The 22,363-nt window shown below is 70.5% G+C and carries 20 protein-coding genes; 16 read left to right on the top strand and 4 right to left on the bottom strand.

The window, feature by feature from the left end:
• The first annotated feature begins 24 nt into the window (after positions 1-24).
• From ABIE38_RS07180 to ABIE38_RS07165, 4 genes are all read left to right on the top strand, one after another.
• Positions 25-1,299 (top strand): ABC transporter substrate-binding protein, encoded by a 1,275-nt coding sequence (locus tag ABIE38_RS07180; RefSeq protein WP_354054906.1) that lies wholly within the window; start codon positions 25-27, stop codon positions 1,297-1,299.
• Between the two features lie 117 nt (positions 1,300-1,416).
• Entirely contained in the window at positions 1,417-2,406 is a 990-nt protein-coding gene (locus tag ABIE38_RS07175) for a carbohydrate ABC transporter permease (protein ID WP_095718899.1), read from the top strand.
• Complete coding sequence (locus ABIE38_RS07170) at positions 2,403-3,350, top strand: carbohydrate ABC transporter permease (protein WP_354054904.1); 948 nt, start codon at positions 2,403-2,405, stop codon at positions 3,348-3,350. Before ABIE38_RS07175 ends, ABIE38_RS07170 begins: the two co-directional genes overlap by 4 nt.
• Before the next feature lie 7 nt (positions 3,351-3,357).
• The gene (locus ABIE38_RS07165) at positions 3,358-3,582 is read left to right on the top strand and encodes a hypothetical protein (RefSeq protein WP_354054902.1); all 225 of its coding nucleotides are present in this window, start codon (positions 3,358-3,360) and stop codon (positions 3,580-3,582) included.
• Positions 3,583-3,591: 9 nt separating this feature from the next.
• Here the strand turns inward: ABIE38_RS07165 and ABIE38_RS07160 are convergent, their stop codons facing one another.
• From ABIE38_RS07160 to ABIE38_RS07150, 3 genes are read right to left on the bottom strand one after another with little or no spacing between them, the layout of a single operon-like run.
• Complete coding sequence (locus ABIE38_RS07160; protein WP_354054900.1) at positions 3,592-4,392, bottom strand: LLM class F420-dependent oxidoreductase; 801 nt, start codon at positions 4,390-4,392, stop codon at positions 3,592-3,594.
• A 45-nt stretch (positions 4,393-4,437) separates the two neighbouring features.
• Positions 4,438-4,908, bottom strand: coding sequence for a DUF4334 domain-containing protein (locus ABIE38_RS07155; protein WP_354054898.1), 471 nt, complete (start codon positions 4,906-4,908; stop codon positions 4,438-4,440).
• A complete protein-coding gene (locus tag ABIE38_RS07150; protein WP_354054896.1) occupies positions 4,905-6,047 on the bottom strand; it encodes an acyl-CoA dehydrogenase family protein in 1,143 nt (380 codons plus the stop codon). The genes ABIE38_RS07155 and ABIE38_RS07150 overlap by 4 nt, the downstream gene beginning before the upstream one ends.
• A 114-nt stretch (positions 6,048-6,161) precedes the next feature.
• Between ABIE38_RS07150 and ABIE38_RS07145 the strand changes: the two genes are divergently transcribed.
• From ABIE38_RS07145 to ABIE38_RS07135, 3 genes are read left to right on the top strand one after another with little or no spacing between them, the layout of a single operon-like run.
• Positions 6,162-7,658 (top strand): aldehyde dehydrogenase family protein, encoded by a 1,497-nt coding sequence (locus ABIE38_RS07145; RefSeq protein WP_354054895.1) that lies wholly within the window; start codon positions 6,162-6,164, stop codon positions 7,656-7,658.
• A 7-nt stretch (positions 7,659-7,665) separates the two neighbouring features.
• Positions 7,666-8,763 carry an oxygenase MpaB family protein gene (locus tag ABIE38_RS07140; RefSeq protein ID WP_354054893.1) on the top strand — a complete coding sequence of 366 codons (1,098 nt, stop codon included), beginning with the start codon at positions 7,666-7,668 and terminating at the stop codon, positions 8,761-8,763.
• Positions 8,760-9,977 carry an oxygenase MpaB family protein gene (locus tag ABIE38_RS07135; protein WP_354054891.1) on the top strand — a complete coding sequence of 406 codons (1,218 nt, stop codon included), beginning with the start codon at positions 8,760-8,762 and terminating at the stop codon, positions 9,975-9,977. The genes ABIE38_RS07140 and ABIE38_RS07135 overlap by 4 nt, the downstream gene beginning before the upstream one ends.
• 40 nt (positions 9,978-10,017) lie before the next feature.
• Here the strand turns inward: ABIE38_RS07135 and ABIE38_RS07130 are convergent, their stop codons facing one another.
• The gene (locus tag ABIE38_RS07130; RefSeq protein WP_354054889.1) at positions 10,018-11,262 is read right to left on the bottom strand and encodes a TetR/AcrR family transcriptional regulator; all 1,245 of its coding nucleotides are present in this window, start codon (positions 11,260-11,262) and stop codon (positions 10,018-10,020) included.
• Positions 11,263-11,423: 161 nt separating this feature from the next.
• Between ABIE38_RS07130 and ABIE38_RS07125 the strand changes: the two genes are divergently transcribed.
• The 9 genes from ABIE38_RS07125 to ABIE38_RS07085 are packed head-to-tail and all read left to right on the top strand — an operon-like array spanning position 11,424 to position 22,359.
• Entirely contained in the window at positions 11,424-12,641 is a 1,218-nt protein-coding gene (locus ABIE38_RS07125; RefSeq protein ID WP_354054887.1) for an acetyl-CoA C-acetyltransferase, read from the top strand.
• A 41-nt stretch (positions 12,642-12,682) separates the two neighbouring features.
• Positions 12,683-14,893, top strand: coding sequence for a 3-hydroxyacyl-CoA dehydrogenase NAD-binding domain-containing protein (locus tag ABIE38_RS07120; RefSeq protein WP_354054885.1), 2,211 nt, complete (start codon positions 12,683-12,685; stop codon positions 14,891-14,893).
• Positions 14,893-15,879 carry an NAD(P)H-dependent flavin oxidoreductase gene (locus ABIE38_RS07115; RefSeq protein ID WP_354055548.1) on the top strand — a complete coding sequence of 329 codons (987 nt, stop codon included), beginning with the start codon at positions 14,893-14,895 and terminating at the stop codon, positions 15,877-15,879. Before ABIE38_RS07120 ends, ABIE38_RS07115 begins: the two co-directional genes overlap by 1 nt.
• Positions 15,876-16,667, top strand: a complete 792-nt coding sequence (locus tag ABIE38_RS07110; RefSeq protein ID WP_354054883.1) for an enoyl-CoA hydratase-related protein — start codon at positions 15,876-15,878, stop codon at positions 16,665-16,667. Before ABIE38_RS07115 ends, ABIE38_RS07110 begins: the two co-directional genes overlap by 4 nt.
• A 39-nt stretch (positions 16,668-16,706) precedes the next feature.
• Positions 16,707-18,302: a fatty-acid--CoA ligase FadD5 gene (gene fadD5 / locus ABIE38_RS07105; protein WP_354054881.1), complete on the top strand. Its 1,596-nt coding sequence runs from the start codon at positions 16,707-16,709 to the stop codon at positions 18,300-18,302.
• Between the two features lie 41 nt (positions 18,303-18,343).
• On the top strand, positions 18,344-19,153 hold the full coding sequence (locus tag ABIE38_RS07100; protein WP_354054879.1) for an MlaE family ABC transporter permease: 810 nt from the start codon (positions 18,344-18,346) through the stop codon (positions 19,151-19,153).
• Position 19,154: 1 nt separating this feature from the next.
• On the top strand, positions 19,155-20,036 hold the full coding sequence (locus tag ABIE38_RS07095; RefSeq protein WP_502914740.1) for an MlaE family ABC transporter permease: 882 nt from the start codon (positions 19,155-19,157) through the stop codon (positions 20,034-20,036).
• 8 nt (positions 20,037-20,044) lie between these two features.
• Entirely contained in the window at positions 20,045-21,316 is a 1,272-nt protein-coding gene (locus ABIE38_RS07090) for an MlaD family protein (protein WP_354054877.1), read from the top strand.
• The gene (locus tag ABIE38_RS07085; RefSeq protein WP_354054875.1) at positions 21,313-22,359 is read left to right on the top strand and encodes an MCE family protein; all 1,047 of its coding nucleotides are present in this window, start codon (positions 21,313-21,315) and stop codon (positions 22,357-22,359) included. Before ABIE38_RS07090 ends, ABIE38_RS07085 begins: the two co-directional genes overlap by 4 nt.
• The last annotated feature ends 4 nt before the right edge of the window (positions 22,360-22,363 follow it).

The raw sequence follows: 22,363 nt of genomic DNA, 5'->3' as shown, positions 1-22,363 counted from the left end.
AGACACGACAGTAGGAGAGAGCGCATGGCCGTTCACGGCAGGTTCCTCAAGGCGGCGGCGGCCGCATCCATGGTCGCGGTGCTCACCGCGGCCTGTGGCAACGGTGGAGGTGGCGAATCCGACGAGCAGGCGGAGGCCGGCACCTCGGGCGTCGGCCCGATCACCTTCGCGATGGGCAGCAACGACACGGACAAGCTCCGTCCCGTCATCGAGCAGTGGAACGCGGAGAACCCCGACCAGGAGGTCACCCTCCGCGAGCTCCCCGCCGAGCAGGACGGTCAGCGGGACACCCTCACGCAGTCCCTCCAGACCGAGAGCGGCGAGTACGACGTGTTCGCGCTCGACGTCACGGACACCGCGTACTTCGCGGCCAACGGGTGGCTGCAGCCGATCGAGGGCGACACCGAGGTCGACACGTCCGGCCTGATCGAGGCCGCCGTGGACTCCGCGACCTACAACGGCACGCTCTACGGCATCCCGCAGAACACCAACGCCCAGCTGCTGTACTACCGCACGGACCTCCAGCCGGAGGCGCCCGCCAACTGGGACGCGCTGGTCGCGTCCTGCGAGGCCGCGGAAGGCGCCGACGTCGACTGCCTGCAGACGCAGCTCAGCCTCTACGAGGGCCTCACCGTCGCCGCCACCCAGTTCATCCACAGCTGGGGCGGTCAGGTCGTGGGCGACGACGGGCAGACCCCGGAGCTCGACACCGATCAGGCACGCGCGGGCCTCACCGCCCTGGTCGACGCGTACCAGAACGGCGTGATCCCCCCGCAGACCGACGCCTTCACCGAGGAGGAGACCGCGCAGGCCTTCCTCGCCGGTGAGACCATGTACTCCTACAACTGGCCGTACATGTACGAGTCGGGCCAGTCCGATCCCACGTCCCAGGTCCAGGGCCGGTTCGAGGTCGCGCCCATCGTCGGCCAGGACGGCGCGGGCCGGTCCACCCTCGGTGGCTACAACAACGCCATCAACGTGTTCTCCGAGAACAAGGCCACGGCCCAGGCGTTCCTCGAGTTCATCATCTCCGAGGACGTCCAGATGGGCTTCGCCGAGCAGTCGTTCCCGCCGGTGCTGTCCTCGATCTACGACGACGAGGCGCTGCAGCAGGAGTTCCCGTACATGCCGGCCCTCAAGGCGGCCCTCGAGAACGCCGAGCCGCGCCCGGTCACGCCGTACTACCCGGCCGTGTCCAAGGCGATCCAGGACAACACGTTCGCCGCGCTGCGTGGCGAGAAGAACGTCGAGCAGGCGCTCACCGACATGAGCGCCGCGATCGACCAAGCGGCTCAGTGACACCAGAGTCCGAACAGCAGGTATGACGTCACCGCGCTGATGGGCCCCGGGTAACATTTCCGGGGCCCATCGGCCGTCGTGGTGAGGGCGGGTGCGATCCGATGAGGAGCTGCAGCGATGACGACGAGTGAGAAGTCCCCGGCGCCACTGGTCGAGAAGAGATTCGACTGGCGTCCGGTGTGGATGGTGGGCCCCGCGCTCGCGATCCTCGCGGTGGTGATCGGCTATCCGGTCGTCCGTGCGGTGTACCTGTCCTTCCAGGCCGACCGCGGCCTCGATCCCGCCACAGGGATGTTCTCGGACGGTGGGTTCGCGGGCTTCCAGCACTACCTCTACTGGCTCACCCAGGCGTGCCCGGCGCGGGGCGGCGACGGCACCATCCCCTGCCCGCCGGGTGTCTCGGCAGTCGACTTCTGGCCCGCCATGGGCAACACGCTGTTCTTCACCGTCACCACCGTCTCGCTCGAGACCGTGCTCGGCTTCGCCATGGCCGTGGTCATGGGCAAGAGCATCTGGGGTCGTTCTCTCCTGCGCGCGGCGGTCCTCGTCCCGTGGGCGATCCCCACCGCCGTCACGGCCAAGCTCTGGGCGTTCATCTTCGCCCCCAACGGGATCGCCAACACGATGCTGGGCACCAACATCGCCTGGACCACCGACCCGTTCTACGCCCGTATGGCCATCATCATCGCGGACGTCTGGAAGACCGCGCCTTTCATGGCGCTGCTGATCCTCGCCGGGCTCCAGATGATCCCCGGGGACGTCTACGAGGCGGCCCGCGTGGACGGCGCCTCACGGTGGCAACAGTTCACCAGGATCACGCTGCCGCTGGTCCGGCCGGCCCTGATGGTGGCGATCCTCTTCCGCACCCTCGACGCGCTGCGCATGTACGACCTGCCCGTGATCCTCGTGTCGGCCAACTCCGGCTCGCCCACCGCGACGGTGTCCATGCTGGTCGTCAACGAGATGCGGATGGGCAACTTCAACAGCGCGTCCGCCATATCGACACTGGTGTTCCTGCTGATCTTCGCCGTGGCGTTCGTCATGGTGAAGTTCCTCGGCGCGAACGTCGTCGATGACCGCACCGGCAAGAAGGAGGAGATCCGGTGAGTCACCGAGCGCCTGAACCGTCCACGTCGTCCACCACGCGGCCGACCACCTCGTCGTCGTCACACCCCGGTTCCCACGATCGGGACAACAACGACGACCTCCGCGCACCCCGCAAGCCACTCGGCCCGAGGATCGGCACCTACGTCGGGGCCCTGCTCATCCTGATCTGGGGGCTCGCGCCGTTCTACTGGATGCTCGTCACCGCGTTCCGAGACAACCGGTTCGTGTTCTCCGCCAGTCCCGTGCCCTCGCACCTCACCCTCGACAACTTCCGTGAGGCGCTGGCCACGGACGCGGGCAACAACTTCTTCGGTGCGATCATCAACTCGGTGATCATCAGCTCCATCACCACCGCGCTGGCGCTGCTCTTCGGCGTGTTCACCGCCTACGCGCTCGCGCGGGTGGACTTCCGCGGGAAGTTCCTCGTCACCGGCGTCATCCTGGCCGCGTCGATGTTCCCCGGCGTCGCGCTGGTCACGCCGCTGTTCCAGCTGTTCACCGACATCGGCTGGATCGGCACCTACCAGGCGCTCATCATCCCCAACATCTCGTTCGCGCTGCCCCTGACCATCTACACCCTGACCTCGTTCTTCAACGACCTGCCCTGGGAGCTGGAGGAGGCGGCGCGCGTCGACGGCGCCACCCGCGGCCAGGCGTTCATCAAGATCATCCTGCCGCTCGCCGCGCCGGCGTTGTTCACCACCGCGATCCTGGCGTTCATCATCACGTGGAACGAGTTCCTGCTGTCGCAGCAGCTGTCCAACTCCTCGACCGAGCCGGTCACCGTGGCGATCGCCCGGTTCTCGGGGGTCAATCCCTACATCCCGCCGCACGCGGCGATCATGGCGGCGGGTGCGCTCGTCACCGTCCCGCTCGTGATCATGGTCCTGATATTCCAGCGACGGATCATCTCCGGCCTCACCGCCGGCGGTCTGAAGAGCTGACCCGGTCGTGGCTCGGAGCGGCGGGGACGCGCTCGGGACCCGGCAGCGGCTGGAGGTCCTGGGCGGGTTCGTCGGGTTCTTCACCGTGCTCGCGCTGGTCAACGCGGTCGGACTGATCGTGGTCGGGCGCCCGTCGATCCTCGCCTCGTTCGTGCTGGTGCTCATGCTCGCGGCGTCCGGCTACACCTTTCGCGTCTGGCGTCGCGCCGACCGCGCCGTGGGCCGCGGCTGAGTCCGTCCTTCAGCGGCCGTCGCGCCAGGCCACCAGCGACTCCACCAGGTCCAGGGGATAGTCGGGCCCGTTCAGTCCCACGGTGAACAGCGTGACACCCTCGGCCAACAGTGCGTCCGCCGAGCGCCGCGCGTCGTCGGCGGAGGCGGCGCCGCCGACCTCGGTGGAGCGCTCGATCTCACCGGGGTCCCGACCGACGTCGGCGCAGTGCCGGGCCAGCACGGCGGACTTGTGCCGGTAGGTCTCCACGTCCACGAACGAGTGCCAGATGTCGGCGTGGCGGGCCACGTGCTTCAGTGTCTTGCGCTCGCCCCCGCCGCCCAGGAGCACAGGGATGTGCCGGGTCGGGGGAGGGGTGAGCCTGGCGAAGCGCTTCTCGATCCGCTCGAGAGAGTCCCCGAGGTCGTCGAGCCGTGATCCCTTGGTCCCGAAGTCGTACCCGTACTCGGCGTAGTCCCGCTCGAACCACCCGCTGCCCAGCCCCAGGATGAGGCGGCCGCCCGAGATGTGGTCGACGGTGCGGGCCATGTCCGCGAGCAGATCGGGATTGCGGTAGGTGTTGCAGGTGACCAGCGCGCCGATCTCGACCCGCTCGGTCTGCTCGGCCCAGGCGGCGAGCATGGTCCAGCACTCGAAGTGCGCGCCGTCGGGGTCGCCGTAGAGCGGATAGAAGTGGTCCCAGTTGAACACCACGTCGACGCCCGCGTCCTCGGACCGTCGGACGGCATCGCGCAGGAGACCGTAGTCGGGCGAGTGTTGCGGTTGGAGCTGGACGGCGATGCGGACCGGACGTTCGGTATTCGGGGTCATGCGCCCAGTCTGGTCCGTATCGCCGCCGGGCGCACCCGGGTCGCGTTACCGCTCGCGTTCGAGGACAAACCAGAAGTGCTCGCCCTCGTGGAGGGTCCCCCGGCCGTTCATCACGGCCAGGAGGGTGTCGGGATCGACGACGGCGAAGTGGTCGATCACCGGCAGCCGGTCGTACACCATGGACGCGCACGGGCGGCCGCGGAAGGAGACCTCCCAGAGCGAGGCGCCGCCCCCGCCGGTCGCGGAGGTGTCCGGGACGACCTCCCCGGACTCGTCGGTGACCAGGATCGGGTCCACCTTCCACGGGTCGGTGAAGTCCTTTCCCCACCAGCGAATCTGCCCGAGCATCCCGAACATCGGGTGTCCGGTGTCGAGGCCGGTGCCCTTCCACCGGCTCCCGGCGATCCCGTCGATTCCGGCGGGCTCGAGCGAGTCCCACAGCGCCGTCACCCGGTCGGTGGGGACGGTCTCCAGGGCCCGGATCGCGGCCAGCTCGTCCGCGTGCGGCGCGCTCACAGCCCGTACGTCTTCCCGATGATGTCGCGCTGGACCTCGTTGGTGCCGCCGTAGATAGTGGACACCACGGCCTGGCGGACGAGCCGCTCCATGCCGTACTCGGTGGCGTAGCCGTAGCCGCCCATGGACTGCATGCACTCGAGGGTGACCCGCTTGCTCAGCTCGGAGGCCTTGAGCTTGGCCATGGAGGCCTCGCGGGGGAAGAGTGCCTGGGGGTCGGACTCGTCGATCTTCCTGGCCACGGCGTAGACCAGCAGACGGGTGGCCTCGATCTCGGTGGCCAGGTCGGCCATCCGGTGGCGGATGACCTGGAACGTGCCGACGGGGCGGCCGAACTGCTCCCGCTCGCGGATGAACGTCAGGCAGTCGTCGAAGGCGCGCTGGGCCACGCCGAGCTGCATGGCGGCCAGGATGAGCCGCTCGATGTTCAGGCCGGTCATGAGCTGCTTCCAGCCGCCGCCGACCTCACCGATCACCGAGTCGGCGGGCAGACGGACGTCCGTGAAGTACAGGTCGTTGACCTCCTTGCCGCCCATGGTCTCGATGCCGGTGATCTGCAGGCCCGGGGCGTCGGCCGGCACGTCGAACATGGTGATGCCCTCGTGCTTGGCGCCCGACGAGTCGGTCCGCGCGACAAGGAGGATCCGGTCGGCGAAGTGGGCGTTGGAGCACCAGGTCTTCTGGCCGGTGATCACCCAGTCGTCGCCGTCTCGGACGGCCTTGCAGCGCAGCGCGGCGACGTCGGACCCGGCGCCGGGCTCGGACATGGAGATGGACAGGGTCCCGCCCTTCACGACCAGGTCGAGCGCACGCCTGCGCTGCTCTTCGGAACCGAATTTCTGGTAGGCGGCGCCGGTGATGAGGGTCGGGCCGATGCCACCGATGGGGGCGAGGCCACGCAGCGAGTGCTCGAGCAGCAGACACAGCTCCACGGCTCCGGCGGCGGCGCCGCCGTACTCCTCCGGGACGGTCAGCCCCAGCCAGCCCAGTTCGGCCATCTTGGCGTAGATCTCGGGCGAGTGGGTGCCGCCCTCGGTGGTGAGCTCCCGCCGTTTCTCGGCGCTTCCGATCTCGCGCGCGCAGAAGTCGTCGATGGACTTGGCGAAGTCCCGCTGTTCTTCGGTGAGGATGTCGAACACGTCTGGCCTCGGTTTTCTGTCAGGGGGTGACGGTGGCGGTCACAGTCGACTACTGTGGCCCGTATCACGGACGGTACATCAAATATATGTGATCGAAAACTGGAGGGAACCCGAATGACGACCACCGAACCCAACAAGACCGGTCCCACTCTCGCGAGCCTGGACCCCCGCGACGGCACCGTCCTGGCGGAGTACCCGATAGCCGGACCCGAGGAGGTGGCGCTCGCCGTCGAGCGTGCGCGCGCCGCCGCCCGCTGGTGGGCCGCCCAGGGTCCGCGCGGCCGCCGCGAGTGGTTGCTCGAGTACAAGCGTGCGATCGCCTCCCGCGCCGACGAGCTGGCCTCACTCATCTCCGCCGAGACCGGCAAGCCGGACGAGGACGCGACCCTCGAGGTCATGCTCACGGTGAGCCACCTCGAGTGGGCGGCCAAGAACGCCGACAAGGTGCTGCGCCGCCGCTCGGTGTCCGCCGGACTGCTCATGAGCAATCAGGCGGCCTACGTCGAGTACCAGCCCTACGGCGTCGTCGGCGCGATCGGCCCCTGGAACTATCCCGCGTTCACCCCGATGGGCACGCTCTCCTACGCCATGGCCGCCGGCAACGCGGTGGTCTTCAAGCCCAGTGAGCTCACGCCCGGCGTCGGGGTCTGGCTCGCCGAGGTGTGGAACTCGCTCGGCGCCTCCCAGCCGCTTTTCCAGACCATCACGGGCGACGGCTCGACCGGCGCCGCGCTGTGCAGGGCGGGCGTGGACAAACTGGCGTTCACCGGGTCGGCCGCGACGGGCCGCAAGGTCATGGCCGCCTGCGCGGAGACGCTCACCCCCGTCGTCATCGAGGGCGGCGGCAAGGACGCGTTCCTGGTGGACGCCGACGCCGACCTGGACTCGGCCGTCGACCAGGCGGTCTTCGGCGCCATGGGCAACGCGGGGCAGACGTGCGCCGGCGTCGAACGGATCTACGTCCACCGGGATGTCCGGGACGCCTTCGTCCACAAGTTCACCGCGAAGGTCCGGGCGCTGACCCCCGGCACCTCGGTGACCTCCAGCTACGGTCCCATGACGCTGCCGGCCCAGATCGACATCGTCCGCAGGCACGTCGAGGACGCGCTGGCCCGGGGTGGTAAGGCCGTCATCGGGGGCGAGGAGTCGGTGGGGGAGCGGGTCGTCGAGCCGGTCGTGCTGGTCGACGTCCCCGAGGACTCCACGGCGATCACCGAGGAGACGTTCGGGCCGACCGTCGTCATCAACTCGGTCACGGACCTCGAGGAGGCGGTCGAGAAGGCCAACGCCAGCAGTTACGGCCTCGGCGGTGCGATCTTCACCGGCAACCGCAAGCGTGGTCTGGCGCTGGCGGAGAAGCTCGACGTGGGCATGGTGTCGGTCAACTCGTTCCTGGCCTTCGCCGGGATCCCCTCGCTCCCGTTCGGCGGGTCGGGCGACTCGGGCTTCGGCCGCATCCACGGCGCCGACGGGCTCCGGGAGTTCTCCCGGCCCAAGGCCATCACGGCACAGAAGTTCGCCGCCCCGCTCAACCTCATGACCATGACCCGCAAGCCGAGGGACATCAAGGTGGTCAAGTGGATGCTGGCCAACGTGCAGGGAAAGCTGTGATCGCCGGATGACCGCCACCGCCTCGAGTAGACGCACGCCGGAGGAACTCCGGGAGACGACGACGACGAGCTCCGCCGCCGCGGGACGGCGCACCCTCCCCGGGGTGTTCGGGCCGATCCCGTCCGAACTGGTGGCCGACGCCGCCGTCGACCACCCGCTGACGGCGACGCTGCCCCTCAAGCCCGGCCGCTGGTACTGGCGGGATCTCATCGCGTCCCTCGACCCGGTCGGCGACGCGGCGGAGATCCACCGCATCACCACGTCGTACGAGTTCCCCTGGGACTACCAGCGGGCACTCGAGCTGGCCTTGTACCGCACGTACTGTGTGCCCTCGGTGTCGGCGGTCCTGGAGCAGGCCGGCCAGTTCCGCGACAACCCCCAGAAGCGGTACGACGACACGGCGTTGCTGATGGTGGAGTTGGTCGAGCACGGGTACGACTCGCCGCGCGGCAAAGAGGCGCTGCGGGTGATCAACCGCCAGCACGCGCGGTACGAGATCACGAACGACGACATGCTGTACGTGTTGTCGACGTTCATCTACGAGCCGCTGGAGTGGATCGACGCGATCGGGTGGCGGCGGCTGCACCCCCACGAGCGACTCGCCGCGTTCCACTTCTACCGCGGGGTGGGCCAGCGGATGAAGATCGCCGACATCCCGGACGACATCGGGGAGTTCCGCCGGTGGCGTGACGACTACGAGGCCCGCACCTTCCGCTACGACCGGAACAACGAGCTCATCGGTACGTACACGCTCGATCTCATGTGCTCCTGGTACCCGGAGGCGGTCCGCCCCGCGGTCCGGAAGGTCGTCCTGTCGCTCGTGGACGACGACATGACCCGGGCCTTCGGCTTCCCGTGGCAGCCGCCGGGCAGACGCAAGGCCGCGTACGCCGCGCTGCGGGCCCGGTCCGCAGTCGTCCGGTGGCTCCCGGTGCGTCGCCGAGCGTTGGGTTCCAGCGCGACCGAGAACCGGACCTACCCGGGGTACCCGAACGGCTACCGACCCGCGGACCTGGGGGCCTGCCCCATCCAGCCGCGGGACCGGATCGAGGGATGCCCGGTGATGCACGACGGCGGGGAGGGACGGGGAGAGGACGACGCGTGACCGTCGCCTCAACTCCGCCGAGGCCCCCCGGGGCTCCCGCCCGCTTCGCCGCCGACGAGCGGTGGGGGCGCCGGGCCGCACGCCTGCTGCGGCCGTTCGCGGACGTGCGCTCGGGCCCCACGCCCGCTGAACGCACGCGGATCTCCGAGGCGTTGATGGCCGGTGACCCGCGTGCCGACGCGGTCCTGGAGGCGATCGAGAGGGGTGAGACCTCCATGGCGCGGGTCCGCGAGGCGCTGGGGGCGGCGGTGGCCGGTGAGTCCTCGCCCCCGGGGGAGCCGGCCGAGGTGGGCGACTTCGTCAGGTCCGTCACCGAGATCCCCGAATGGCTGGACCACGACCTCGCCGACCGCGGCGCCAGGGTGTGCCTGCGGGCCGGGCTGACCGGGCAGGATGTGCTGGGTGATCTCGCTCTCCTCGGCGGCTACCGGCCGGCCGCCACGACCGAGGTCCTCACCTCGACCGGTCGCCTGACCGGGGAGGGGACCGCCACGCGGGTCGCGGAGACCATGGCCTGGTGGCACGCGGTCGCCGCCCCTGACGGCTGGCGCCCGGGAAGTGCCGGCTGGGAGACCACCGTGCACGTGCGGCTCATGCACGCCCGGGTCAACCGCGCGATGCTCGCACAGGGGTGGAACACCTCGGCCAAGGGACTGCCCATCAACCAGGCGGACATGGCCGCCACCAACGGTCTGTTCTCCGCGACGTTCCTGTTGGGCACTCTCGTGCTGGGGATTCCGCACTCACGCGCCGACGGGCGGGCCGTCATGCACCTGTGGCGCTGGATCGGTCACGTGATGGGCGTGGACTCCGACTTCCTCCATGACCGCCCGCGTCGAGGCCTGCGGGACATGTACCACTTCCTGCGCACCTCCCCGCCGCCCGACGCCAACTCGGCGGTACTCGCCGAGTCGCTGCTGGCGTCGTACGGACTGACCGACTTCCCCCGGTTCGCCCCGGTCCGTCGCCGCCTGGACGCGGCCAGACACCGCAGCATCGCGACCTACCTCAACGGCGTCGCCGGGATGCGCGAGTTGGGCCAGCGGCCCGCGGTGCCGTGGTACCCGGCCCTGGTGTTCCCGACCAACCTCGTGACCCACGGGGCGGCCGCGGTGAGCCCGAGGCTGCGCACCGCACTCGAGGCCCGCGGCTACCGGCGCATCCGTCGGCAGATCACCCGCTACTCCCGCGGGACCGTCGACCCGCTGGCCTGAGGCGATGACGGCCGGCCACGGGCGATGAGGGCTGCGGGTATCAGTGGGACAGCAGGGTGAGCCCCGCGAGTTCGCCGAGTCGGGCGGTGGCCGAGGGGTGGAAGCCCGAGCCCTGCCCGCCGTCCAGCACCACCGCGAGGGCGGCGTGGACCCGGATCCGGGCCGTCGCGTCGCCCACGGCGGACCCCGCCGGCGCCGCCTCGCGGACCAGCCCGGCCCAGCGCTCTAGCTGTTGCAGTTGGGACCGGCGGATCCGCCGCCTGTCGTCGGGGTCGAGGGTGCCGAGTTCCGAGTGGTAGAGCATGAGCTCGGGTCCGTGGGAGAAGGAGATGGAGACGTACTGGTCGAGCAGGTCGACCAGGGCCCGGGCGGGATCGTCCCCTGAGCCGTGCAGGGCGGCGTGGCGGTCGAGTAGTTCGGAGACCAGGGTCGCGGTCCGGTCGACGGCGGCGGTGAGCAAGGCGGATTTCCCGGGGAAGTGCCGGTACAACGCCGACGCGGCGACGCCCACATCGGCGCCGATCGCCTCCATCGTCACCTCGTCGTAGCCGGAGGAGTGGAACCGGGCTATGGCTGCGGTGATCGCGCCCTCCCGGGTGGCGGCCCCGCCACGGAGCCGGCCCGGCGCCGTGGGGCCGGGCGCGGGCGGGTGCTCCGCTCGTGGAGTGGGCGTCGACCTGACCCCCGGGGTGGATCCGGCCAGGTCCGCCGCGATCGACTGCATCAGCGCCACCGCGCCCGCTTCCGTGACCTCGATGCGGTGGTGGCCGAGCGACGCGATGCAGGCGAGGATGGCGCCGGCCGCGCCCCGGGTCCCGGTCCGGGCGGCAGGACCGGCCCCTGGGCCTGACGCCGCGCCGTCGCGGCGGATCGCGTCGGAGAACCGCTGGCGGATCCGGATGTCGGCAGCCACGACCGCCGCCCGGTCCTCCGGCGTGAGATAGCGGATCTGCCAGCGGTACAGCGCAGCGCGGGAGCGGTGGGTCAGGGTGGCCCGGGTGACCGAGGCGACCAGGTGCGCGAGGTCGTCGGAACCGGATGTGGCGTCGTCGAGTTCCCCGACGAGCGTGGCGACCGCGTCCCGGAACATCGCGTACTTGCCGGGGACGTACCGATACAGCGCACCGGGGGTCACCGCGAGTCGGTCCGCGATGTGCTCCACGCGGGTCGCGTGGTACCCGCGCCGCGTGAACTCCTCGGCCGCGACCAGTGCGATCTCCGCACGTCGAGACCCCGGTGGCGGGGCGTCCGGGAACCTCGTGGGCAGTACTGGTGACGACGTCATGGCCTCTCGGATCTCGTGAGGGCGGATCGGGGTGTGATCTTGACAACAGCGGATACAGTGGACATAGTAAACCCGAATTCACAGATATATGTGATCGAATCCATGTGAGTGTCTCGAGTCCGTCGTCACGGACCGGCTCGGACGGAAGGGACCACCCACCCATGTCAGTGCCCGAGGCCTACATCTACGACGCGGTGCGCACGCCACGCGGTAGGGGCAAATCCAGCGGTTCGCTGTACAGCGTCGCCCCGATCGACCTCGCCGTCGGCGTCCTGCGCTCGATCGTCGAGCGCAACGCCGGACTCGACCCCGCGCAGATCGAGGACGTCGTCATGGGCATCGTCGGCCCCGTCGGTGAGCAGGGCGCGGTGCTGCCGCGGGTCGCGGCGATCGCGGCGGGACTGCCCGAGACGGTGGCCGGGGTGCAGCAGAACCGCTTCTGTGCCTCCGGGCTCGAGGCGGTGAACCTGGCCGCGCAAAAGGTCCGCGCGGGGTGGGAGGACCTCGTCGTCGCAGGTGGTGTCGAGTCGATGTCGCGGGTCCCGATGGGTTCCGACGGCGGCGCCTGGGCGCAGAACCCCCGGGTCAACTACTCCACCTCGTTCGTCCCGCAGGGCATCGGCGCGGACCTCATCGCCACGATGGAGGGCTTCTCCCGTCGGGACGTCGACGAGTTCGCGCAGCGTTCCCAGGAGCTCGCCTCCGCCGCCTGGGACGACGGCCGGTTCGCCGGATCGGTCGTCCCGGTGGTCGACTCCGCCGGTCGGGTCGTGCTCGACCATGACGAGCACATCCGCCGAGGCACCACCGCCGACGACCTCGCCGGGCTGAAGCCCTCCTTCGCCGCTCTCGGTGAGCAGGCCGGCTTCGACGCCGTGGCCCTGCAGAAGTACCACTGGGTGGAGAAGATCGACCACGTCCACCACGCCGGCAACTCCTCCGGCATCGTCGACGGCGCCACCGCGATGCTCATCGGCAGCGCCGAGGCCGGCGCGCGAAACGGCCTGGCGCCGCGCGCCAGGATCGTCTCGGCGGCGGTGGTCGGGTCCGAACCCACGATCATGCTCACCGGCCCCACCCCCGCCGCACGCAAGGCACTGGCCAAGGCGGGCCTGACGATCGACGACATCGACCTGTTCGAGGTCAACGAGGCGTTCGCCGCGGTGCCGATGAAGTTCGCAGGAGACCTGGGCGTGCCGATGGAGAAGATCAACGTCAACGGCGGCGCGATCGCCATGGGGCACCCACTGGGCGCCACCGGCGCGATGATCCTCGGCACCGCCCTGGACGAGCTGGAACGCCGCGACGCCCGCTACGCCCTGGCAACCCTCTGCGTGGGTGCCGGCATGGGCATCGCCACCATCATCGAACGCCTGTAGACGACCCGGCCCCCAGCTTGACAAGGACGAGAAAACCCCCAATGAGCAGCGAATTCACCAACACCATCACCTACGAGCGCGACTCCGACGGCGTCGTCGTCCTCACCATGGACGACCCCAATCAGAGCGCCAACACCATGAACGCCGACTACCTGGCGTCCATGGAGGCGGCCGTCGACCGGCTCGAGTCCGAGGCCGACGACATCACCGGCGTGATCCTGACCTCCGCCAAGAAGACCTTCTTCGCCGGCGGCGACCTTGGCGACATCCTGTCGATCCCCGCTGACGGAGCGGACCTGGCCGTGGCCACCGTCGAGCGGGCCAAGGCTCCACTGCGGCGACTGGAGACCCTGGGCAAGCCCGTCGTGGCCGCCATCGCGGGGGCCGCGCTCGGCGGCGGCCTCGAGATCGCGCTGGCCACCCACCACCGCATCGTGGTGGACTCGCCCGCGATCCAGCTGGGCCTCCCCGAGGTGAGCCTCGGTCTGCTGCCCGGTGGCGGCGGGATCGTCCGCACCGTGCGCATGCTCGGTGTGGCCACGGCGCTGATGGAGGTGCTGCTCGAGGGCAAGCGCCTGCGACCCGGTAAGGCCCACGAGCTCGGGCTCGTCGACGAGCTGGTCGCGAGCCCCGACGACCTGGTGCCCGCGGCGAAGGCGTGGATCGCCGCCACCACCGACGACCCCGAGGCGGCGACCCAGCCGTGGGACCGCAAGGGCTACCGCATGCCCGGGGGGACGCCGTCGACTCCCGCGCTCGCCGCCACCCTCCCCGCGTTCCCCGCGATGCTGCGCAAACAGCTCAAGGGAGCGCCCTACCCCGCGCCGGTCGCCATCATGGCCGCGGCCGTCGAGGGCGCCGGGGTCGACTTCGCCGCGGCCTCGACGATCGAGGCCCGCTACTTCGCCGGTCTGGCCACCGGCCAGACCGCCAAGAACATGATCCGGGCGTTCTTCTTCGACCTGCAGAAGGCCAACGGCCTCGCCAGGGCACACGGGTCCGCCGAGCGCGAGCCGATCACCAAGGTGGTCGTCCTGGGCGCCGGGATGATGGGCGCGGCGATCGCCTACGTCTGCGCCAAGGCGGGCATGGAGGTCGTCCTGAAGGACATCGACCAGTCGGCAGCCGAACGGGGCAAGGGCTATTCGGAGAAGTTGGTCGCCAAGACCGTCGCCCGCGCCGCCGAGGGCGAGGCCCGGGACGCCGCGCAGGCCAAGGGGGAGGCGCTCCTGTCGCGCATCACCCCCACCACCGACGCGGCGGCCGCCTCCGGTGCGCAGGCCGTCATCGAGGCCGTGTTCGAGGACCCCGAGGTCAAATCGCAGGTCTTCGCCGAGATCGCCCCGCACATCGCCCCGGATGCGCTGCTGTGCTCCAACACCTCGACCCTGCCCATCACCCTGCTCGCGGGCGGCGTGGACCGGCCGGCCGACTTCATCGGCCTGCACTTCTTCTCGCCCGTCGACAAGATGCCGCTGGTCGAGATCATCAAGGGCGCCGAGACCTCGGAGGACGCCCTCGGGCGCGCCCTGGCTCTGGTCGCGCAGATCGGCAAGACCCCGATCGTTGTCAACGACTCCCGCGGGTTCTTCACCTCCCGCGTCATCGGGACCTTCACCAGCGAGGGCATGGCCATGCTCGCCGGGGGAGTGCCCGCCCCCACCATCGAGCAGGCGTCCTCCCAGGCCGGGTACCCGGCCCCGGTGCTCGCGCTCATGGACGAGCTCACGTTGACCCTGCCCCGCAAGATCCGCGACGAGACGCGCGAGGCCGCCAGGGCGGAGGGCCGCGACCTGCCCGACCACCCGGGCAACGCCGTGCTCGACCGCATGATCGACGAGTACGACCGTAAGGGCCGCTCGACCGGTTCCGGGTTCTACGAGTACTCCGACGGTAAGCGGGCCGGGCTCTGGCCGGGGCTGACCGACGCCTTCGGCCCCGCCACCGAGATACCGCTGCAGGACGCGATCGACCGGATGCTCTTCGCGGAGGCGATCGAGACCGTCAAATGCCTGGACGAGGGCGTGCTGGAGACCACCACCGACGCCAACGTCGGCTCCATCCTCGGCATCGGCTTCCCGGGCTGGACCGGCGGCGTCGCCCGCTACATGGACCAGTACCCGGGCGGCCTGCCCGGCTTCGTGGCACGCGCCGAAGAACTCGCCGAGCGCTACGGGGACCGATTCACCCCGCCGGAGTCCCTGCGGTCCAAGGCCGCCTCCGGCGGCACCTACGAGGAGGTCCAGCCGTGATCCGTACCCGTTTCACCGAGGAGTTCGGGGTCCGCCACCCCATCGTCCAGGGCGGCATGATGTGGGTCGGTCGCGCCGAACTCGCCGCCGCCGTGTCCGAGGCCGGGGCGCTGGGCATCATCACCGGGCTCACCCAGCCGACGCCCGAGGACCTGGTCCGCGAGATCGCCCGGTGCCGGGAGATGACCGATCAGCCGTTCGGGGTCAATCTCACTATCCTCCCCAGCATCACGCCGCCGCCGTACGCCGAATACCGGGAGGCGATCGTCGAGTCCGGGGTCAAGATCGTCGAGACCGCCGGATCCAACCCCAAGGAACACCTGCCGGTGTTCCACGCCGCGGGCGTCAAGGTGATCCACAAGTGCACCTCCGTGCGGCACGCGATCAAGGCGGAGAAGCTCGGCGTGGACGCCGTCTCCATCGACGGCTTCGAGTGCGCCGGACACCCGGGGGAGGACGACGTACCCGGTCTGGTGCTCATCCCCGCCGCGGCGGCCCGGCTGACGATCCCGATGCTGGCGTCCGGAGGCATCGCCGACGCCCGCGGCCTCGTGGCCGCGCTCGCCCTGGGGGCGGACGGGGCCAACATGGGCACCCGCTTCATGTGCACGGCCGAGTCGCCCGTGGCGGAGTCGGTCAAGCAGCAGATCGTCGCCAGTTCCGAGCTCGACACCACGCTCATCTTCCGCACGCTCCACAACACCGCCCGGGTCGCCGCCAACGCGATCTCGGCGGAGGTGGTGGCCAAGGAGGCCGAGGGCGCGGAGTTCTCCGACATCCAGCACCTGGTCGCCGGCGCCAGGGGCCGCAAGGTCTTCGAGGACGGCGACCTGGACGCGGGGATCTGGTCCGCCGGCCAGTGCCAGGGACTGATCGACGACGTGCCCACCGCGGCCGAACTGGTCGATCGCATGATGGCCGAGGCCGAGTCGATCATCACCGACCGCCTGTCCGGCATGGTCGCCGCCGCGGAGACGGTCCGATGACCGCCACCGGACGCGACGCCGTCAAGGTCGAGACCGACGACCTCGGCGTGACGACCATCAGCATCAACCGACCCGACCGGATGAACGCCCTCGACCACCACACGGTCGGCGCGCTGATCGGGCTCATCACCCAGCACGGTGCGGATCCGGGGACCCGTGTCATCGTGCTCGCCGGGGAGGGCGGGGCGTTCACCACCGGGGCGGACCTGCAGGCCATCAGGGAGGGAGCCGACGACGCTCCGAGTCCCGACGTCACCATGGACAATGCCGCGGCTCTGGTCCGCGCGGTGCTGAGCGCCCCGGTTCCGGTGATCGCCGCGGTCAACGGTCCGGCGGCGGGGGTGGGCGTCTCGCTGGCCCTGGCCTCCGACCTCGTTCTCATGGCCGACGACGCGTACCTGCTGTTCGCGTTCACCAACATCGGGCTCATGCCGGACGGCGGCGCCAGCGTGCTCCTGCCCGCGGCGGTCGGCCGCTCGGTCGCCTCGCGGATGCTGCTGCGCGGGGACGCCGTGGCGGCCGCGGAAGCCCAGCAGGTCGGTCTGGCCCTCGACGTCCTGGCCGCCGCGGACCTGCGCCCCGCTGCCGCCAAGCTGGCGCGTCGGCTGGCCCGGGGCCCGCGCCGCGCACTGGAACTGACCAAGCGCGCCGTCACCGGCGCCACGCTCGCCGAGCTGGACGCCGCGCTGGCCCGCGAGCACGAGGGACAGTGCGAGCTCCTGGTGTCCGACGACTTCGCCGAAGGGGTCGCCTCGATTCTCGAGAAAAGACGCCCCGACTTCTCCTGACCTGGTTCTCCACCCTCACCGCCCACGAAAGGCCGAATCATGACCACCGCCGCCATGGACCCAGTCGCGGAACTCCACGCCGCCCGTCGCAACCACTGGAACACGTGGGTGGCCACCCACGCCGAGATGAACCCCGACGGCGAGGCGCTGCGCTACCTCGGCCAGACCACCACCTGGTCGCAACTACACGAGCGCAGCGGTCTCTTCGCCGATGCGCTGGCCCGTCGTGGGGTCGCCAAAGGTGACCGGGTCATGCTGATCACCCTCAACAACCCGGAGTTCGTCGAGGCGGTGCTCGGCATCAACGAGTTGGGTGCCATCGCGGTGCCGGTGAACTTCCGCCTCACCCCGGCCGAGCTGGCCTACCTGGTGAGTGACTGTGCGCCGAAGGTCGTCGTCACCGACGCCCTGCTCGCCCCGCTCGTCGGGGCGATCCGTGCCCAGGGTGAGGAGCCGGGAGATCACATCGTCATCGGCGGCGAGCCCGGCGCCGAGGACCAGACCACCTACGCCGACGCGCTCGCCGAGGAGGGCCAGCCCCATCAGCCGGTCGACGTCCCGGAGGACTCGACGGCCCTCATCATGTACACCTCGGGCACCACCGGTCGGCCCAAGGGCGCGATGCTCTCCTACGAGAACCTCACCGCCCAGTCCCTGACCTGCATCCGGGTCTTCCGGCTCTTCGATGAGGAGGGGCGCGCACTGTGCGCGGCCCCGATGTTCCACATCGCAGCGCTCGGCTCGATCGCGCCGAGCCTCCAGCTCGGCGGGGTCACGGTGGTCCATCCACTGCAGGCCTTCGACCCGTCCGCCCTCCTCGACACCCTCGAGTCGGAGCAGATCACCAGCGTCTTCCTCGTTCCCGTGCAGTGGCAGGCCGTCTGCGCCGAGCAGAAGGCCCGCCCGCGGAAGCTGGTGCTGCGCAACATCTCGTGGGGTGCGGCCCCGTCGACGGATACGATCCTGCGCGCCATGTCCGAGACGTTCCCGGACGCCCTCAACTGCGCGGTGTTCGGCCAGACCGAGATGAGCCCCATCACCTGTGCGCTCGACGGTGACGACGCGATCCGCAAGCTCGGGTCGGTCGGCAAGGTCATCCCCACCCTGCAGGCCCGTGTGATCGACGCGTTCGGGGAGCCGGTCGGTCCCGGCGAGGTGGGAGAGATCGTCTATCGCGGACCCACCACGATGTCGGGGTACTGGAACAAGCCCGCGGAGACCGCGGAGGCCTTCGAGGGCGGCTGGTTCCACTCCGGTGACCTGGTCCGGATGGACGACGAGGGCTTCGTCTACGTCGTGGACCGCAAGAAGGACATGATCATCTCCGGCGGCGAGAACATCTACTGCGCCGAGGTGGAGAACGTCATCGCCGGCCACCCCCGGATCCGTGAGGTCGCGGTGATCGGCCGCAAGGACGACACCTGGGGCGAGGTGCCCGTCGCGGTGGTCGCGCAGCACGAGGAGGAGGGCCGCGCGGACATCACCCTCGACGAGCTGACCGGGTGGCTGCGCGACAAGCTGGCCGGCTTCAAATTGCCCAAGCACCTCGTGCACGTGGAGGAGTTGCCGCGCAACGCCAGCGGCAAGGTGGTCAAGGGCGCGCTCCGTTCGGAGCACGGCTCCACGGGTGTCTGACCCGGCGGCCGAGGCGACTTCGGAACCCGGACACCACTGACATGGTCTTCCAACTCCCCGCGGGCCGCGGCCCGGTGGTCGATCTGGCGGGACAGGTCGGATCGCTGGTCGGCTACTCGGTGTTCACCCTGCTGAGCTGCGTGCGCACGGTCGCCACGGGGCGGCTCTCGCTCGCCGAGACCCGCGACCAGGCCCTGTTCGTCGCCCGGGTGTGCTCGGTGCCGGCGCTGCTGCTGATGCTGCCGGTCGGCGTGCTCGTCGCCGTGTCGGTGGGGGAGTTGGCGGGCCGACTGGGGGCGGCCGGCTACGCGGGCGCCGTGGTGGCCTTTGTCGTGGTGGGGCAGGCGTCGGCGCTGGTCTGCGCGCTCATGCTGGCCGGGGTGGGAGGCTCGGCCATCTGCGCTGACCTGGGATCCCGCACCATCCGCGAGGAGGTCGAGGCCATGGAGGTCATGGGGCTCGACGTGATCGAGCGACTCGTGGTGCCCCGCGTCATCGCGACCGTGCTGGTCTCGGTGGTGTTGTGCGCCCTGGTCACCGCGATGGGTGTGACCGCGTGTCTGATCTATCAGGTGTACGGCCAGGGCGAATCGGCCGGGGCGTTCCTGTCCACGCTCAGCGCGTACGGCCGCCCGTCCGACCTGTGGATGGCGATGGCCAAGTCGGTCGCGTTCGCGGTGGTCTCGGCCCTGATCGCGACGTTCAAGGGACTGCACGCCAGCGGCGGGTCGAGCGGTGTCGCGGACGCGGTCAACGAGACGGTGGTCCTGGCCTTCGTCACCGTGTTCGTGATCAACACCGTCCTGTCGGCGGTCTACGGGCTCGTCGTGCCGTCGGTCGGGAAGTACTGACATGACCTCGCTCCGGGTGACCGACACCAGCGCCGTGCAGAAGGTCCGGGCGTCCCGGCCCGCCGCGGTCCTGGCACGGGCCTCGTCGGGGATGGCGGAGGTCGGCCGCCACGTGAGCTTCGCCGGTCGGGTGATCCTCACGCTGCCCACCGCGCTGGTGCGGTACCGCAAGCAGGTCGTCAAAGAGGTCGTCGACGTGGGCTTCGGCTCCAACTCGTTGATCGCCGGCGGCGGGACCATCGGGATCGTGCTGGCGATGTCGGCGGTCGCGGCGATCATGGTGGGCGTCGAGACCTACCGCGGGCTCGATCTGATCGGCATGACGAGCCTGTCCGGGATGCTCTCGGCGATGGCCAACACGCGCGAACTCGCGCCCGTCGTGGCCTCCATCGCGCTGGCCGCCAAGGTGGGCACCGGCTTCACCGCCCGACTGGGCTCGATGCGGATCTCGGACGAGATCGACGCCCTCGACGCGATGTCCGTACCCACTGTCCCCTATCTGGCAGGGACCCGGGTCATCGCCACGATGATCTGCATCGTGCCGCTGTACGCCGTCGGGCTGGTGGCGACCTACATCGCCACGCGGGTCGTGGTGGTGCACGTCAACGGCGGCTCGGCGGGCACCTACGACTACTTCTTCCACATCACCCTGGGGCCCGAGGACGTCCTCTACTCGCTGATCAAAGCCGTGGTGTTCGCCCTGGTGATCGTGCTCGTGCACTGCAGCTACGGGTACCACGCGACGGGCGGCCCCGAGGGTGTCGGGCGGGCCGCAGGCCGTGCGCTGCGGACCAGCATCCTGCTCATCGGGTTCATCGACATCGTGCTCACCTTCGCCCTCTGGGGCCTGGTGCCCGAGGTCCCGGCGTTGGGGATCACGTGAGGCGGCGTGTGGCGGGACCGACACCCGAGCGGACGCTGGCGGTCCGCGGGCTGGTCGCGAGCGTCGTGGCCGTGGCGCTCGCGGGCGTCCTCATCGCCCGCGGTGCGGGAGCCCTCGACACGGGGGCGACGGTGACGGCGGTGCTGCCGTCGGAGGCGGGTCGGGTCCCGGTCCACGCCCCCGTCCATCATCTCGGGGTGAAGGTGGGTGACGTGCGGTCGTCCCTGGGCGACGTCTCGGGCGACGACGACGAACCCGGCACCAGGATAGAGATGTTGATCGCCCCGGAGCACGCCGAGCGCATCCCCTCCGACGTCGTCGTCCGTGCGGTCCCGCGGACTCTGTTCGGGGACGTGCGACTGGACCTGGTGACCCCGGGCGAGCCGGGGACGACGCGCACCGCCGGAGGGCTGGACAGCGGTGACGTGCTGACCGCCGACCGCTCCGAGGAGGCCGTGCTCCTCTACGACGTGTTCACCCGCGCGAGCGACCTGCTGGTCTCCATCGAGCCCGGACGTCTGCAGGTCACGCTCACCGCACTCGATCGGGCCCTCGACGGCCGGGGCGAGATGCTGGGGAGGGTCATCGGGGACGTGGACCGAGCGGGCGAGCACCTGTCGCCCGCGTGGGAGGAGACCGCCGGTGCCTCCTCCGCCATCGCCTACCTCGCCGAGGACCTGGCCGCGGCCGGCCCGGTCATCCTCGAGACCCTGCAGGAGGCGACGCGGCTCTCGCAGATCGTGGTGGACCGACCCGATTCGCTCGCTCGGCTGCTCGACGCGGGCCTGGCGGTCACCGGGTCGGGAGCGCACATGGCGGACCGGACCGTGACGGGCGCGATCCGACTGGTCGACGACACCGGGGTGGTGTTCGACCGGACCGCCCGGAACCCGCACGGGGTCATCCGGACCCTCTACGCCATGCGCCCCATGGGGGAGGCCGGGGAGGCGGCGTTCTCCACCGGCCGGTTCACCATCACCGCGGTCCCCTCGTTCTCCGACCCCATGCCGTACGGACCCGAGGACTGCCCCCGCTACCCGGACCTGGCCGGGTCGACGTGTTCGGGTGCCGCGTCCCCCGATCGCGGCGCCGGTCGCGGGCCGGGCCGCACGGTGGCGGCCGCATCCGAACGGGACCTGATCAGGGAACTCCAGGCGGCCGCCGCGTCCGAACCCGGGTCGCCCGTGCCGCCCCCGGCCGATCCCGCGGCCGCGCCCGACGCCGCCGCGTGGACCATGCTCGGTCCGCTCGTGCGGGGCACCGAGGTGACGATCCGATGACGAGTCATCGCGGTCTGCGACCGGCCCTGGGACTCTTCGTCTACTGCCTGGTCGGGGTCCTGTGCACGGTGCTGGTGGTCAACACGCTCCGGGTGCCGATCGGCTGGGGGGCACGGGCGTACGGCGCCGAGTTCACCGACGTCGGCGGGCTCGGCCCGGGCTCCGAGGTCACGGTCGCCGGCGTCCGCGTGGGCAGGGTGCTCGGCGTCGAGCGGGCGGTCGGACCCCTGGGCCGGACGATCGCCGTCGTCGACTTCGAGGTCGAGCGCTCGACGCCGGTCGCGAGGGGCGCGCGCGCGTCGGTCCGCTACGGGGACATGCTGGGCATCCGCTATCTCTCCCTCGATCCCCCACAGGACGGCGGACCGGCCGTCGGGGGCCCCGATCCCCTGCCGGAGGGCACGCGTATCCCGCTGGAGGCCACCACCGATCCCGTGGACCTCACCGCGCTCGTCAACGGGTTCAAGCCGCTGTTCGAGGCGGTGCGGCCGGAGGAGGTCAACACCCTCTCGCGCACCGTGGTCGCCGCGTTCCAGGGCGAACCGGGTGCCATGGACGTCCTGCTCGCCCGCCTGGCGCTGCTGAGCCGGGACATCGTCGGCAGACAGGACGTATACGCCCGGCTCGCGGACAACATCGTGGCGCTCAACACCACGCTCACCGACCGGGAGGAGGACCTCCAGCGGCTGGTCAGGGGACTCGACACCGTCTCCGGGGCGCTCGCGGACGGTGGCGGGAACGACCTCGCGCTGCTCATCGAGCGCGGGGACTCGGCCACCGCGACACTGGCCTCGATGCTCCGCGAGACCGAGCCGGATCTCCGCGCGAGCGTGGACTCCGCCCGTCACACGACCGACGGGTGGATCCCCAACACCCCGGCGTTCGACACCGCCATGGGCAAGGCGCCGCTGTTCGCCCGGGAGGTCAACGCCCAGGCCCAGAAGGGTGGCTTCCTGGCCCTCTACATGTGCAACTTCACGGTCAAGTGGGATGACTGGGAGACCAGCCTGTTCGGCTACCGGAACTCGGGGGCGTGCAGATGAGTCC

The sequence above is a fragment of the Dietzia sp. 2505 genome (genome assembly GCF_040546785.1).
Taxonomy (GTDB): Bacteria; Actinomycetota; Actinomycetes; order Mycobacteriales; family Mycobacteriaceae; genus Dietzia.
Note: the sequence above shows the minus strand (reverse complement) of the source record. Positions and strands in the feature narration are given on the sequence as shown.